Below are 14,067 nucleotides of genomic sequence, written 5' to 3' on the forward strand. Positions count from 1 at the left end.
CGCGTTAGAGTTGGAGGATGCCGATTCTGGAGTTCGTCAGCACGGTCCGCGCGACGCGGGCCGGGCTGACGGACACGCTCTCCGACGTCGCGGGCACGACCGCATGGTGCCGCGAGCACGCCGCGGAGCTGGACCTCCCCGCCGGGTTCACCGCCTCCGAGGAGGTGCGCCGCGAGCTGGTCGAGCTGCGGCAGGCCGTACGGGCCCTGTTCGCCAGGGCCGTCGCCCCCGGCCCGGCGAGCAGGGCGGACGCCGGACGACTGCCGGGGTTCGCCGAGTCCCTCGACCTGGTCAACGCCACCGCGCTGGCCGTCCCGACCGCTCCCCGGCTGGAGTGGCCCACCGGACCGGACCCCTCGGTCCCGCCGGATTCGCCGGGCTCATCGGCTCCTCCGGTCCCGCCGGAGTCGTCGGCCCCGTCGGACCTTTCATCCTCTTCGGCACCATCGGCCCGGAACGTCCCGGCCGTGGCGGCGGGCGACTCCGCCCGAGCCCGCGCCGCGCTCGCGTCCGCGGCGATCGCGTTCCTGGCCGGCCCTCGTCGCGAGCTGCTCCGCGCCTGCCCGGCCCCCCGATGCGTGCTCTATTTCGTCAGGGAGCACGCCCGCCAGGAGTGGTGCTCCGTGGCCTGCGGCAACCGGGCCCGCGCCGCCCGCCACTACCGCCAGCACCGGGACGACTGACCCGCGGTCCCGCCGTGGGCACGGCACGGCCCGCTCGTCCTCGCCTCCGGATCCCACCCCCCGGATCCCACCCTCCGGCGGACACGCGTCCGCCCGGGTGCGGCGGTCCCCCGCCGCACCCGGGCCGTCCGGCCGCCGCCGTCAGCGGGCCGCGCCCACGGCCGCCGTCCCGGTCGCCACCTCGGTCGCCGTCCCGCTCGCCGTCCTGGCCGGAGCCGTCGCGCGGCCGTCGGCCCGCCACAGGTCGTACGCCAGCCAGAGACCGCCCGCGGCGAGCAGCGCGCCGTGCGCGATCCGGACCGCCGGGGAACCGTAGAACTGCGGGATGAACAGGGCGAACCCCACCGCCAGCGGGAGACCGCTCCACCGCCGGAGAGCACCGGAGCGCCGGATCTCCACCGCGGCCATGACGACGCCCACGGCGAGCAGCACGAGCCCGGCGGCGAACACGGTGACCGCCGCGGGCGCGAAGCGGAACTGGTCGACGAGCTCGATCAGGGTGACGTCCCGGTCCCGTACGGCCCGCGCCCCGATCACCTGCAGGCCGAACGTCTCGGCGCCGTAGTAGGGCAGCGTGAGGCCCGCGCCGAGCCATGCCACGACCGCCGCGGGCAGGAGGCGGCGCCCGCCGAGCACGAGGTACAGGCCGAGGATTCCCAGCGAGACGAGGACGAACCCGATCGATGCGGCCAGGTGAGCGGCCGCCCAGGAGGGGGAGGCCATCGCCGCGGCGCCCTCCAGGGTGGTCTCGTCGGCGTAGGGCCGGGCGGCCTGGTAGAGCAGGAAGAGGACGCCGCCTGCGGCGAAGGCCGAGGCGGTGAGCCGGGCACGGTTCATGGGGGGCTCCTGAGGCCGAATAGGCGGAACGGCGCTTATTTACGAGAGCGATGCTCTCACTATGGAGCGACAGACTCAAGAGCAGCGCTCTCTTTTATGACCACTGGTTCCCCGCCTCTCTCCGGAAGCGTCGTGGACAGAAAGCCCGCCCCCCGGTCCACCAGGCGAAATGACTTCACCTTCCGGCGGACGAACACCTCTTCCCGGCGACCATGTGACCCATATCACTAATTTCTAACGCCTTAATGAAGATATAAGCGTTATATTTTCCTTCGACTTCTAACGGAAGAATCCGTTAGAACGATGAGAGAGGGCATCCATGAGCTTCCAGACCGGCCACATCGGCCTCAACGTCTCCGACCTCGACCGGTCGAGGGACTTCTACGTGAAGATCTTCGGCTTCGAGATCGTCAGCGAGTCCGGCCGGGAGGACCGCCGCTTCGCCCTCCTCGGCCTCGACGGCGCGCTCGTGCTGACCCTCTGGCAGCAGAGCGAGGGCCGCTTCGCCACCGGTCTGCCCGGCCTGCACCACCTGTCCTTCCAGGTGCCGGACATCGAGGCCGTACGGCGGGCCGAGAGCGTGGTCCGGGAGCTCGGCGCCACGCTCCACCACGACGGTGTGGTGCCGCACGGCGAGGGCGCCTCCTCCGGGGGGATCTTCTTCGAGGACCCGGACGGCATCCGGCTGGAGATCTTCGCGCCCGACGGGGCCGGTGACCGCCCCGCCCCGACCACCGGCGCCCCGACCTGCGGATTCTTCTGAGAAGACGGGGAGACTTCTGCTGGGACGACCGGAGAGAACGGGCATGAGAACAGCGCTGAGACACCCGGGGGAGCTGGCGGTGCGGCGGCGGGCCGGGGTCGACGCCGACGACTGGGGGTCGGCCGGGACCCGGCCGGAGATACCGCCGGTGGCGGCCGGCTTCCTCGCCGCGCAGCGGATGCTGCTCATCGGGGCGACCGGCCGGGACGGGCGGCCGTGGGCGACCCTGCTGACCGGCCCGGCGGGGTTCGCCCGGGCCGTGGACGACCGGACCGTCGTGATCGACGCCGTCCCGGGCGGGCACGACCCGCTGGCCGGCCTGGCGGAGGGCGAGATCGGGATGCTCGCCGTCGAGCCGCACACCCGGCGGCGGATGCGGGTCAACGGCACGGTGCGCCGGGACGGCGGGCGGCTGACGATCCGTACCGAGCAGACCTACGCCAACTGTCCCAAGTACATCCAGTCGCGGGCCGTCACCGGTGAGGTCGCCGGGCCTTCCGCGGGGGCTTCGGTGACCGGCGCTCTCACCGCCGGTCACCGGGCGTGGATCGAGGCCGCCGACACGTTCTTCGTCGCCACCCGGGCCACCGGGTTCGGCGCCGACCTGTCGCACCGGGGCGGCGCCTCCGGGTTCGTCCGGGTGACCGGCGAGCGGCGGCTGGTCTGGCCCGACTACGCGGGCAACGCGATGTTCATGACGCTCGGCAACCTGGAGCTGGACGACGCCTGCGGCCTGCTCTTCCTCGACTGGGAGGGCGGCGACGCGCTGCACCTGACCGGGCGGGCGCGCGTGGAGTGGGACCCGGGCGACGTGCCGGGCGCGCAGCGGCTGGTCGCGTTCGACGTCGAACGGGCCGTGCACGTGCGCGGGGCGAGCCCGCTGCGCTGGACGTTCGAGAGGCACTCCCGCTTCAACCCGCCGGTCCGCCCCGCACCCGGGACGGACCCGGCGGGCCCCGGAGAGGCGGAGCCGGAAGAGAGAGGGGACATCCGATGAGGGTCGTGGTGGACCGGGAACTGTGCCAGATACACGCCCAGTGCGTGTTCGCCGCACCGGAGGTCTTCGAGCTGGACGACGACGACCGGCTCATTTACGTCACCGAACCGGGCGACGAGCTGATCGGCGCGGTCGAGGAGGCCGCGCGGGCCTGCCCCGTGCAGGCGATATCCCTGGAGGAGACGTGAACTTCACCGAGGAGACGGCCCGGGCCAAGGTGCGGGCCGCCGAGGACGCCTGGAACACCCGCGACCCCGAGCGGGTCGCGCTCGCCTACACGCCCGACTCCGTCTGGCGCAACCGCGACGAGTTCCTCACCGGCCGCGTGGAGATCCGGGAGTTCCTGACCCGCAAGTGGGCCAGGGAGCTGGACTACGCGCTGCGCAAGGAGCTGTGGACGTTCGGCGGGAACCGCATCGCCGTACGGTTCCAGTACGAGTGCCACGACGCCGACGGCCGGTGGTGGCGCAGCTACGGCAACGAGCTGTGGGAGTTCGCCGACGACGGCCTGATGCGGCGCCGCGAGGCGAGCATCAACGACGTCCCGATCGACGAGGCCGACCGCCGCATCCGCGGCCCGCGCACCGGAGAAGATGACCTTCCGCTGGCGTGAACCCCGGCTTCGCGAAAACCTTGACCGGGCAGGACAGGGGCGTACGTTCACTCATGTCGGCTTCCATCTCTCCCGCCCCGCCAGGGGCTGCCTGGAGGACGTATGCCCCGGATCACCGTCAGCGTCGACGGAGTCACCTACGAGGAGGAGGTCGAGCCGCGTCTCCTCCTCGTCCACCTGCTCAGAGACCGCCTCGGCAAGACGGGGACCCCTGTCGGCTGCGACACCGGCAACTGCGGCGCCTGCACGGTGACGCTCGACGGCCGCAGCGCCAAGAGCTGCTCGGTGCTGGCCGTACAGGCTGACGGGAGTGAGGTCGTCACGGTCGAGGGCCTGGCGCGGGACGGCCGGTGGCACCCCATGCAGGAGGCCTTCCACGCCGAGCACGCCCTGCAGTGCGGCTACTGCACCCCGGGCATGATCATGGCGGCGATCGACCTGCTCCGCGACGACCCCGACCCCTCCGAGGAGGCCGTCCGCCGGGGCCTGGAGGGCAACCTGTGCCGGTGCACCGGTTACACCAACATCGTCCGGGCGGTACGGCGCGCCGCGGCGGAGATGTCGCGGGTGCCGCATGAGCGGGCGCCGGGCGCCGCGGAGGGTCGGGAGGCGGCCGCGTCATGACCGAGCAACTCGACGCCGGCCTGGTCGCCGGGCGGATCGCCGAGAGCGGTCAGGTGAGCGAGCCCTCCGCCGAGCGCGAGATGGGCCGGGCGCGCAGGCGCAAGGAGGACGCCCGGCTCGTCACCGGCCGGACCATGTGGACCGACAACATCCAGCTCCCGGGCATGCTGTACGTGGCGTTCCTGCGCAGCCCCATGGCGCACGCCAGGATCACCGGCGTCGACGTCTCCGCCGCGCGTTCCCTGCCCGGCGTGGTCGCCGCCTACTCCGGCCGCGACCTCGCCGAGGAGCAGGGCAGCCTGCCGTGCGCCTGGCCGGTCACCGAGGACATCGTCATCCCCGACCACCCGCCCATGGCGGTGGACGAGGTCCGCTACCCCGGCGAGGCGGTGGCCTGCGTGGTCGCCACCGACCGGTACCGGGCCGCCGACGCGCTGGAGGCCATCGCGGTCGACTACGAGCCGCTGGACCCGGTGCTCGACATGACCGAGGCGCTCGCCGAGGGCGCCCCGAAGGTCCACGAGGCCGGAAACCGGGCCTTCACCTGGAAGTTCGCCGGGGGTGACATCGACGCGGCGTTCCGCGACGCCCCCGTGGTGATCGACCGCGCCTACGTCCAGCAGCGCCTCATCCCGACCGCGATGGAGCCCAGGGCGGTCGTCGCGACCACCGACGGCGACGGCTTCACCCTCTACTCCGCCACGCAGATCCCGCACGTGCTGCGCGTCATGCTGGCGATGACCACCGGCATCCCCGAGCACAAGCTGCGCGTGGTCGCCCCCGACGTGGGCGGCGGCTTCGGGTCCAAGCTCCAGGTCACCGCCGAGGAGGTGCTCGCCCTGCTGCTGGCCCGCAGGCTCGGCAGGCCGGTGAAGTGGACCGAGTCCCGCTCGGAGGGCAACCTCACCGTGCACCACGGCCGCGACCAGCTCCAGCGGATCGCCGTCGCCGCCGACCGCGACGGGCGGATCAGGGGCGTGCGGGTGGAGCTGCTCGCCGACATGGGCGCCTACCTGATGCTGGTCACGCCGGGCGTGCCGCTGCTCGGCGCGTTCATGTACAACGGCATCTACAAGATGGACGCCTACGACTTCACCTGCACGGGCGTCTTCACCACCAAGATGCCGACCGACGCCTACCGGGGCGCCGGCCGCCCCGAGGCGACCTTCGCCATCGAACGGGCCGTGGACGAGCTGGCCCACGAGCTCGGCATGGACCCCGTCGAGGTACGGCGCCGCAACTGGATCACCCGCGAGGAGTTCCCGTACACCACGATCGCCGGGCTCACCTACGACTCCGGCGACTACGAGGCCGCGACCGAGAAGGCGCTGGCCATGTTCGGCTACGACGGGCTCCGGGCCGAGCAGGCCGACCGGCGCGAGCGGCACGACCCGGTTCAGCTCGGCATCGGCGTCTCCACCTACACCGAGATGTGCGGGCTGGCGCCGTCACGGGTGCTCGGCTCGCTCAGCTACGGCGCGGGCGGCTGGGAGCACGCAGCGGTCCGGTTGCTGCCCACCGGCAAGGTCGAGGTCGTCACCGGCACCAGCCCGCACGGACAGGGGCACGAGACGGCCTGGAGCCAGATCGCGGCCGACGCCCTGGGCGTGCCGTTCGAGGACGTCTCGGTGCTGCACGGCGACACCTCCGTCGCGCACCGGGGCATGGACACCTACGGCTCCCGCTCGCTGGTCGTCGGCGGCGTCGCCGTGCTCGCCGCCTGCGAGAAGGTCAAGGAGCGGGCCCGCGAGCTGGCCGCGCACCTGATGGAGGCGTCCGCCGACGACGTCGAGTTCGACGGCGGGAGGTTCCGGGTTCGCGGGACCGACGAGGGGCGGACCATCCAGGAGCTGGCGCTGGCCGCCTTCGCCGCGCACGACCTGCCCGGCGGCTTCGAGCCCCGGCTGGACGCCGAGGCGACCTTCGACCCGGACAACTTCTCCTTCCCGCACGGCACCCACCTGTGCGCGGTCGAGGTGGACACCGAGACGGGACGGTGCGCGATCCGGTCGTACGTCGCCGTGGACGACGTGGGCTCGGTGGTGAACCCGCTGATCGTCGAGGGCCAGGTGCACGGCGGCATCGCGCAGGGCGTCGGCCAGGCGCTGTTCGAGGAGGCCGTCCACGACGCCGACGGCAACCTGGTCACCACGACGATGGCCGACTACCTCATCCCGTCCGCGGCGGACCTGCCGGAGTTCACCACCGACCGCACCGAGACCCCGGCGACGAGCAACCCGCTGGGCGTCAAGGGTGTCGGCGAGGCCGGGACGATCGCCTCGACCCCGGCCGTGGTCAACGCGATCGCCGACGCGCTCCGCCCGTACGGCGTGCGCGACGTGCGGATGCCGTGCACGCCGGAACGGATCTGGCGGGCGCTCGCCGAGGCTGAGGTGACCGTTCCGGCGCAGTCCCGGGCCGCCGTGCCGTCCACGTCCGAAATCGCACCCGAGGGAGGCGCCCGGTGATCCCCGCGCCGTTCGACTACATCCGGCCCGCGTCGGTGGAGGACGCCTGCCGGGTCCTTGCCGACGCCGAGACGGCGGGCGACGAGGTCAAGGTGCTGGCCGGCGGCCAGTCCCTGCTGCCGCTGCTGCGGCTGCGGCTGGCCTACCCGTCCGCGCTGGTGGACCTCGGGCGGCTGCCCGAGCTGCGCGGCGTGGCGGACCGCGGCGACCACGTGTACATCGGGGCGCTCACCACGCACGACGAGGTGATGCGCTCCGGCGTCGTGCGCGAGCACGTCCCGCTGGTCGCGCTGGCCACCGCCACGGTGGCCGACCCCGCCGTACGGCACCGCGGCACGTTCGGAGGGTCGATGGCCCACGCCGACCCGGCCGGTGACCTGCCGGCCGTCGCCCTCGCGCTGGACTGCGTGTTCGTCGTCCGGTCGAGCGACGGCGAGCGGGAGATCCCGGCCGCGGAGTTCTTCGTCGACTACCTGGAGCCGGCGCTGGAACCGGGCGAGGTGCTGCTCGGCGTCCGGGTGCCCAAGCTCGGGTCCGGCTGGGGCTTCCACTACGAGAAGTTCCACCGGACCGCCCAGGCGTGGGCGACCGTCGGTGTGGCGGCGGCCGTACGGCGCGGCGACGGCGGGACGATCGAGGAGGCGCGGATCGGGCTGACCAACATGGGCCCGACCCCGGTGCGGGCCCGGGTGACCGAGGTCGCGCTGCGCGGCGTCGCCCCCTCCCCCTCCGGTTCCAACGGGAGCGACCCGCTCCGGGATGCCTGCGCCCAGGCGGACGCCGGCACCTCGCCCCCGGCCGACCTGCACGCCCGGCCCGACTACCGCCGCCATCTGGCCCGGGTGCTGACCCGCCGGGCGGTCGGAGCCGCGCTCGGCTGAGCCACCGGGGAGTCCGTCGCCCGGCGGGTGGGGTTCGCCTTCCGGCGGGTGGGGTTCGCGTGCCGATGGGCGAGGGTTCGCCCCCCGGCGGCTGGGGTTCGTGTTCCGTCCGCCGGGAGTTCGTCTCCCGGCGGACGGGGCAGACAAATGGGTGGAAGCCGCCGGTCCGATGCGGGAAGGTCCGCACCGAACCGGAGAACGGCGGATCCGGCCGGTGCGATTGATGCGGTTGTTCGGTTGGTCCAGGTTGGTCCGGTGACGAGGAGTGGATCGATGGCGATGCGGTTCGAGCACGAGTTCACCGTTCCGGTTCCCGTCGAGCAGGCGTGGTCCGTGCTGCTCGACGTCGAGCGGATCGCGCCGTGCCTGCCCGGGGCCGCACTGGAGAAGGCGGAGGGCGACTCCTTCACCGGCCGGATGAAGGTGAAGGTCGGGCCGATCACGGTGACCTACCGGGGAGAGGCCGCGTTCGAGAACGTGGACGAGAACGCCCGGACCCTGGCCCTGCGGGCCTCGGGCCGGGAGGCCCGCGGCTCCGGCACGGCGAACGCGACGGTCACCGCGCGACTGCGCCCCGATGACGCCGGAGGCCCCGGACGACCGGGCGCGGAGGGGACGGCGGGCACGGCGGGCTCCGAGGAGGTCGCCGCGGGTTCGGCGAGTTCGGTGGAATCCGGAGGCACGGCCGGTTCGGCCACCCGGGTCACCGTCGAGACCTCCTTCAAGGTGACCGGCCGCCCCGCGCAGTTCGGCCGGGGCATGATGGGCGAGGTCGGTGCCAAGCTGATCGACAGGTTCGCGGCCAACCTCGCCGCGCTGCTGGAGGCCGGTGAGACGGGGCCCGCCACGGCGGACACCGTCCCCCTGCCGCCGATCCCCGCACCGGAGTCCGCCGTCCCGGCGCAGGCCCCGCCCGGCCGGACGGCCAGCACCCCCGAGGCGAACGGCCAGGGCACGGCCGGAACACCGCGGACGGACGGGCAGGGCAGGGCCGGCACCCCCGAGGCGAACGGTCAGGCCACGGCCTATCGGGCCGCCGACGGCCGGAAGGAGTCGCCCCGCCACCTCACCGCCGTGCCCTCCCCGACCGAGACGCCCGAGGGATCCGAGGCTTCCAGGGAGCCGGAGAGAGCTGACACGCCGGAGACGGCCGGCGCCTCCGAGAACCTGGCCCCGGTCACGGAGCTCTCACCGGCCGGGGCCGAGCGGGCCGCCGGCCGGGACACCCACCCGGCCGGCACCTCCCGGACCTCCCTCACCGCGGACGAGGAGGCCCTCGACCTGATGGAGATCGCCGGCATCCCCCTGCTCAGACGTGCCGCCCCGCTGCTGGGGGCCGTGGCGGGCCTGGCGGTCGCGGCCTGGCTGACCCGCAGGGCCCTGCGCCGCCGCTGACCCGCCCGCCTGCTCGTGCCCCTTCCGCTCCGTCTCTCACGGTGTCGCCCACGGTGCAGACGATCGGCTCAGCGCAGGCACCCCTTCCCGCTGTCCGGATCACAGCCCTTCGGAACGGCCGGTTCGTCGTCGGTCCAGCCGAGCCGCTTGACCACCCTGGAGTACACGCCGGTCCCCGGAAGGGTCTTCCGGCCGGTGGCCGGGGCGGGCGGCACCTCCCGAACCCCCAGCGGGTCGCCCGTCTCCCGGTCGATCACGAGCTGCTTCTCCGGCTCGCCGGGCCCGCCCCCGCGCAGGACGGCCACCCCCACCCGTCCGTCGGCGTCCCGGATCCCGTCCACGACCCGGGCCCCGGGCAGCCCGGCGAGCATGCGGTAGACGGCCGCTCTGGTCCCCGGCGTGGCCGGGGTGTCCAGGAGGAGGCTCTCGCCGATGCTCCACAGCCAGTCGTCCCGCTCGGCGGCCTCCGCCCGCACCACCTGTGCGGGCACGTCCTTCTTCCTGGCCTTCCATTCGGCGGGCCAGTACGACAGGAGCCTCTCCCTCAGCGCCGCGGGGTCGCGGGGAAGGTCGCGGATCTCCCGCGCGCTGAGCTCCAGGGTCGCCCGCTGGAGCACCTCCTCCGCGTCGGTGACGATGTACCGCGTCTTCCCGGCGGGGAGCATGTCGTTCTCGCAGTCGGTGTCCGAGCCGCAGAGCCGGGGCGAGCCGGCTTTCTTCCACTCGGCCCGGTCGGCGGCGGTCACCGGCCGGGTGCCGAGCCCGCTGGCCACGATGACCCGTTTCCGGCCCGGTCCCACCCACAGGACCTGTCCGCCGCGTTCCTCGACGAGGAACGTGTGCCCCGCGACGCTGACCCGTACCCGGTTGGAGTGCTCCGTCTCCCCGCGCCAGTACCGGCGGCCGGTCGCCTCCGGCCGCCGGGCCAGCCGGTCGGCGGCGGCGGCGAGCACCTCACCGGCGCTCGCCCGCGTCATCGTGACGGCCTGCCCGGCCGGGTCGCCGCCGAGCCTCGGGACGACCGTGACCGTGCCGATGACCGCGACGGTCGCGGTCGCCGCCACCAGCACCCCGGCCCACCGGGGGACCCTCCGGGGTTTCCGACCGCCCAGCACTCGCGCCCTCGCCTCGGCGACCTTCGCCGGGTCGGGCGGCGTGACGTCGGGCATCACCGCGTCGACGAGCCTGAAATCATTCATCGGACCTCCGTCCCGAGCGACGTGTGCAGCTTGTTCCTGGCCCTGCTGAGCCGTGAGGCCACGGTGCCGTAGGCGACCCCGAGGGCCTGGGCGACCTCGTCGTAGGTCAGCCCGCCGTACGCGACGAGCAGCACCACGTCGCGCTCGCCCTTCGACAGGCCCGCCAGCGCCCCCGAGAGCCGGCCGACCGTCACCCCCGCCGTCACGCGGTCGGCGATCCGCTGGTCGTGGCCGTCGTCGTCGGGTGGCGGGCCGGTCCTGGCCAGGGCCCGGTAACGCCGTACCTCGGCCCGGCGGTGGCGGCCGATCAGGTTGGTGGCTATGCCGTACAGCCAGGGGCGGACCCCGCCCCGGGCGGGGTCGAACCGGTGGCGGCGGCGGAAGGCGATGAGGAAGGTCTCGGCGGCGAGGTCCTCGGCGGTGTCGAGGTCGAGCCGCCGTCCGATGTAGCGGCGGATCTCCTCGTAGTGCGCGTCGAAGACGGCGCCGAACCGCTCGGGGTCGGCGACCGACGCGGCGTCGGGGACGGTGATCATGCAAGGGTCTCCCTTGCCGGAAGGACAGGACGTCTCTTCTTGCCCTTCACCCACCGCCCCCTTCCCGGATTTTTCACCCCTTTCCGGGTTCTCAGCCGCACACCTCTACGGCCGTTCGCCCGGCTCGTCGACGATCCCGGCCCGCAGATGCGCGGTCCACACGACGGGGGTACCCGCCTTGACCTCGCGTGTTCCGGCGGGGGTGGTGTAGGTGCGGGTGGCGACGGTCTCGCCGTACGTCCCCAGATAGGTGTACTCCTCCGGATTCAGGATGATCTCGAAGCGCTCCCACCGCCCCGTGTAGGCGAACGCGACCCCGTGCCGGCCGGCCGCGTCCACCGCGTCCTGCTTGACCGACACGCCTTCGATCATCGGCAGTGCACGGAACAGCGCGGCCCGCACTTCCGGTTCGAGCGCCTGTTCGTTCATGACCCGGGAGATCGTCTCGACGATCCGCTGCTCGTCCGGTACGTCATCGCCGGGCGGCGCGGGAGTCTCGGCGACGGCCGCCCTGATCCGGGCGAGCACCCGCTCCGGTGTGACGGGCGCCTCGGCCAGGTCGGCGGCGGTGACGCCGGGACCGGCCTCGTGGATGACGAGCCTGCCCTTGCCGTCGTCCAGGGCCGTCTGCCTGCCGTCCACGCTGTTCCACAGCTCCAAGGTGGTCCGCTTTCATTTCCCAGGGCGGCCCTGGTCTTCCTCCGGGCCCGGTGCAGGCGCGAGCGCACGGTCCCCATCGGGATGCCGAGCGCCTCGGCGACCTCCTCGTACGACAGGTCGCCCCACGCCACCAGCAGCAACACGTCGCGATCGCCCCGAGACAGGCCCGCCAGCGCCCCCGCCAGCACGCGGTCCTTCTCCTGGGCCGCCACACGGTCGACGACCGCGTCCGCCATCGGTTCCGGCGGCGGGTCCTGGCCCGTACGGCACAGCGCCCTCAAGTACCGTTCCTCGCTGCGCCGGTGCCTGGCGATCAGCCTGGTGGCGATGCCGTACAGCCACGGCTTGGCCAGCCGCTGCGTCAGGTCGTAGGACGCGCGCCGCCGGAAGGCGATCAGAAACGTCTCGGCCGCGATGTCGTCGGCCGCCTGGGTGCCGAGCCGACGGGCCGCGTAACGGTGGATCTGCCGGACGTAGCGATCGAAGATCCCGGCGAACCACTCCGGATCGTCGTGCGAGCGACGGATGAGTTCCGCATCACCGTCCTCCTCCACCCTCTCGGCCGATTCTGTTCGTGTCATGCCTGCTGTCTCCCGGTGGGCCGGACCCGGTTCTCACCGGGTCCGGCCCCGCCCCGTGCCGGTGCGTGACCTTTCCGGCCCGCGGCGGGCGGCCCCTGCCTCCCCGGGGATCGACGGCTTCCCGGGACGGTCCTCAGGGCAGGAGCGGCGCGTCGCCGGGCGCCGTCGGGGCGAGGCGGTAGTGGGTGTCCTCGATCGGGGGGTACGGCTCGGGCAGCGGATGGGTGCCGGTGCGGCCGGACGGGACGAAGCCGAAGCGCTCGTAGAAGCGGCGGGCCTGGCCGTTGCCGGTCGCGACCCACAGGCCGATCTCCTCGTGCCCGGCGGCGCGCAGCCGGGTCACCGCGTCCGCCAGCAGGGCCCGTCCGAGTCCGGCGGACTGCGCCTCGGGCAGTACGTAGAGGGAGAAGACCTCTCCGCCGCCGATCTCCTCGTCCCGGCAGTGGCCGAAGTTGACGAAACCGGTGATCTCGCCCTCCGTCTCGGCGACCACGAGCGGCGTGCGTCCTTCGGCCAGGGCGTTGGTCAGCCCCCGCTCCATCCGGACCACCCGGTCCGGATCGACTCCGAGCGCGCCGAGGTAGCCGTCGGGCATGAGGCCGCGGTAGGCGGCTCGCCACGTCGTCACCCGCACGCGTTCCACGGCCGCCACGTCCTCCGGAGCACCGGGCCTGATCTTGAGTTCCATGGCGGAATGATCCGGTGCCCGGCGGGCGCGGGCAACGGGATATCGCGCGGCATGGCGCGGGACGGACAGGAAGCCTCGTATCACCGGCCCCGATTCAGGACACGACCCTGACCCGGGTGGCCTGCTCCTCCTGGACCCCGCGGGCGGTACGCAGGAAGTCGAGGATGACGGTCAGTTCGTCCGGCCCGTACTTCCGCAACGCCTGGGCGCCCGCCTGACCGACGGGGACGAAGATCTCGGCCTCGGCCGACCGGGCGGCGTCGGTCGCGGCGACCAGGACGCGGCGGCGGTTGCCCGGATCGGCGGAACGGACCACCATGCCCGCGCGTTCCAGCCGGTCGATGACCGTGGTGGTGGCCGCAGGGCTCAGCTTCAGCGCGACGCTGATCCGGCCTGCGGGCACCGGGCCTTCGGCCAGTACCACGTCGAGGCAGCGCAGGTCGGTGCGGTTGAGGCCGAGCCGGGCGGCGGCCGCCTCGTCGAAGGCGTCGAAGCTCTGCTGTAGCCGCCGGAGCTCCATGGCGATCTCTCCGACGACATCATGTTTCGACATTCGAATCTTTCTGTTATCGTACATTTCGTTGAACGAAACGAAGATATCACTCGTGGAGGCACCGCCATGCACTCGACCGCCCCCACCGGATCCGCCTCCGGCACGCGAACCGGCGACACCGCCCAGATCGAAAAGCTCTTCACCGACTTCATGGCGGCCTGGACGGCGGGTGACGCTCAGGCGTTCGGCGCGCTGTTCACCGAGGACTCCGAGTACGTCTCCTACGACGGCACCATCGCCCGCGGCCGCCGGGCCCACCAGCACAACCACGACAAGCTCTTCCGCGGCGTCCTGGCCGGTTCGGCGCTGGTCGGCGACCTGGAGTCGGTCCGCCACCTCACGCCGGACGTGGCGATCGTGCACGGCACGGCCTCCGTCCTGATGCCCTGGCGGTCCACGCTCCCCAGGCGACGGCTGTCACGGCAGACCATCGTCGTGGTGCGGACAGAAGCGGGCTGGAGGATCGGCGCCATTCACAACGGCCGCGTCCGCCCCGTCACCGTTCCCGGACCCGACGCGTTCCCCTCCAGGATGTCCAAGCTGATGGCGCGCGTCGCCCACCGGCTCGGCCTCGGCCGGCGCTGACCCA

Annotated in this window: 16 protein-coding genes and 1 pseudogene; 10 read left to right on the forward strand and 7 right to left on the reverse strand. The window is 73.1% G+C overall.

What is annotated here, in order from left to right; all coding sequences use genetic code 11:
* Positions 1 to 17 precede the first annotated feature (17 nt).
* Positions 18 to 683 carry a CGNR zinc finger domain-containing protein gene (locus HDA43_RS10815; RefSeq protein ID WP_179819582.1) on the forward strand — a complete coding sequence of 222 codons (666 nt, stop codon included), beginning with the start codon at positions 18 to 20 and terminating at the stop codon, positions 681 to 683.
* Between the two features lie 141 nt (positions 684 to 824).
* On the opposite strand, the gene HDA43_RS10820 is transcribed toward HDA43_RS10815, so the two are convergent.
* Complete coding sequence (locus tag HDA43_RS10820) at positions 825 to 1,520, reverse strand: hypothetical protein (RefSeq protein ID WP_179819583.1); 696 nt, start codon at positions 1,518 to 1,520, stop codon at positions 825 to 827.
* 319 nt (positions 1,521 to 1,839) lie between these two features.
* Between HDA43_RS10820 and HDA43_RS10825 the strand changes: the two genes are divergently transcribed.
* The 8 genes from HDA43_RS10825 (at position 1,840) to HDA43_RS34915 (ending at position 9,261) form a co-directional block, all read left to right on the forward strand.
* The gene (locus HDA43_RS10825; RefSeq protein ID WP_179819584.1) at positions 1,840 to 2,283 is read left to right on the forward strand and encodes a VOC family protein; all 444 of its coding nucleotides are present in this window, start codon (positions 1,840 to 1,842) and stop codon (positions 2,281 to 2,283) included.
* A gap of 43 nt (positions 2,284 to 2,326) precedes the next feature.
* The gene (locus tag HDA43_RS10830; RefSeq protein ID WP_246423951.1) at positions 2,327 to 3,280 is read left to right on the forward strand and encodes a pyridoxamine 5'-phosphate oxidase family protein; all 954 of its coding nucleotides are present in this window, start codon (positions 2,327 to 2,329) and stop codon (positions 3,278 to 3,280) included.
* A complete protein-coding gene (locus HDA43_RS10835) occupies positions 3,277 to 3,468 on the forward strand; it encodes a ferredoxin (RefSeq protein ID WP_179819585.1) in 192 nt (63 codons plus the stop codon). The genes HDA43_RS10830 and HDA43_RS10835 overlap by 4 nt, the downstream gene beginning before the upstream one ends.
* Positions 3,465 to 3,893: a nuclear transport factor 2 family protein gene (locus tag HDA43_RS10840; protein ID WP_179819586.1), complete on the forward strand. Its 429-nt coding sequence runs from the start codon at positions 3,465 to 3,467 to the stop codon at positions 3,891 to 3,893. Before HDA43_RS10835 ends, HDA43_RS10840 begins: the two co-directional genes overlap by 4 nt.
* A 102-nt stretch (positions 3,894 to 3,995) precedes the next feature.
* Positions 3,996 to 4,517, forward strand: coding sequence for a (2Fe-2S)-binding protein (locus tag HDA43_RS10845; RefSeq protein ID WP_179819587.1), 522 nt, complete (start codon positions 3,996 to 3,998; stop codon positions 4,515 to 4,517).
* On the forward strand, positions 4,514 to 6,985 hold the full coding sequence (locus tag HDA43_RS10850) for a xanthine dehydrogenase family protein molybdopterin-binding subunit (protein WP_179819588.1): 2,472 nt from the start codon (positions 4,514 to 4,516) through the stop codon (positions 6,983 to 6,985). Before HDA43_RS10845 ends, HDA43_RS10850 begins: the two co-directional genes overlap by 4 nt.
* A complete protein-coding gene (locus HDA43_RS10855; RefSeq protein ID WP_179819589.1) occupies positions 6,982 to 7,866 on the forward strand; it encodes an FAD binding domain-containing protein in 885 nt (294 codons plus the stop codon). The genes HDA43_RS10850 and HDA43_RS10855 overlap by 4 nt, the downstream gene beginning before the upstream one ends.
* Before the next feature lie 273 nt (positions 7,867 to 8,139).
* On the forward strand, positions 8,140 to 9,261 hold the full coding sequence (locus HDA43_RS34915; protein ID WP_246423952.1) for an SRPBCC domain-containing protein: 1,122 nt from the start codon (positions 8,140 to 8,142) through the stop codon (positions 9,259 to 9,261).
* 68 nt (positions 9,262 to 9,329) lie between these two features.
* Here the strand turns inward: HDA43_RS34915 and HDA43_RS10865 are convergent, their stop codons facing one another.
* The 6 genes and pseudogenes from HDA43_RS10865 to HDA43_RS10890 form a co-directional block, all read right to left on the reverse strand.
* On the reverse strand, positions 9,330 to 10,460 hold the full coding sequence (locus HDA43_RS10865) for a CU044_5270 family protein (RefSeq protein WP_179819590.1): 1,131 nt from the start codon (positions 10,458 to 10,460) through the stop codon (positions 9,330 to 9,332).
* Positions 10,457 to 10,996: an RNA polymerase sigma factor gene (locus tag HDA43_RS10870; RefSeq protein WP_179819591.1), complete on the reverse strand. Its 540-nt coding sequence runs from the start codon at positions 10,994 to 10,996 to the stop codon at positions 10,457 to 10,459. The genes HDA43_RS10865 and HDA43_RS10870 overlap by 4 nt, the downstream gene beginning before the upstream one ends.
* 105 nt (positions 10,997 to 11,101) lie before the next feature.
* Positions 11,102 to 11,656 carry a hypothetical protein gene (locus tag HDA43_RS34920; RefSeq protein WP_246424451.1) on the reverse strand — a complete coding sequence of 185 codons (555 nt, stop codon included), beginning with the start codon at positions 11,654 to 11,656 and terminating at the stop codon, positions 11,102 to 11,104.
* An 80-nt stretch (positions 11,657 to 11,736) separates the two neighbouring features.
* Positions 11,737 to 12,237, reverse strand: a pseudogene (locus HDA43_RS10880) (RNA polymerase sigma factor); the annotation flags it as partial.
* A 133-nt stretch (positions 12,238 to 12,370) separates the two neighbouring features.
* Positions 12,371 to 12,925 carry a GNAT family N-acetyltransferase gene (locus tag HDA43_RS10885; RefSeq protein WP_179819594.1) on the reverse strand — a complete coding sequence of 185 codons (555 nt, stop codon included), beginning with the start codon at positions 12,923 to 12,925 and terminating at the stop codon, positions 12,371 to 12,373.
* A gap of 94 nt (positions 12,926 to 13,019) precedes the next feature.
* A complete protein-coding gene (locus HDA43_RS10890; protein ID WP_179819595.1) occupies positions 13,020 to 13,478 on the reverse strand; it encodes a MarR family winged helix-turn-helix transcriptional regulator in 459 nt (152 codons plus the stop codon).
* A 66-nt stretch (positions 13,479 to 13,544) separates the two neighbouring features.
* Between HDA43_RS10890 and HDA43_RS10895 the strand changes: the two genes are divergently transcribed.
* Positions 13,545 to 14,063 carry an SgcJ/EcaC family oxidoreductase gene (locus HDA43_RS10895; protein ID WP_179819596.1) on the forward strand — a complete coding sequence of 173 codons (519 nt, stop codon included), beginning with the start codon at positions 13,545 to 13,547 and terminating at the stop codon, positions 14,061 to 14,063.
* The last annotated feature ends 4 nt before the right edge of the window (positions 14,064 to 14,067 follow it).

The organism is Streptosporangium sandarakinum, assembly GCF_013409935.1.
In the GTDB taxonomy this organism is placed as follows: Bacteria; Actinomycetota; Actinomycetes; order Streptosporangiales; family Streptosporangiaceae; genus Streptosporangium; species Streptosporangium nondiastaticum.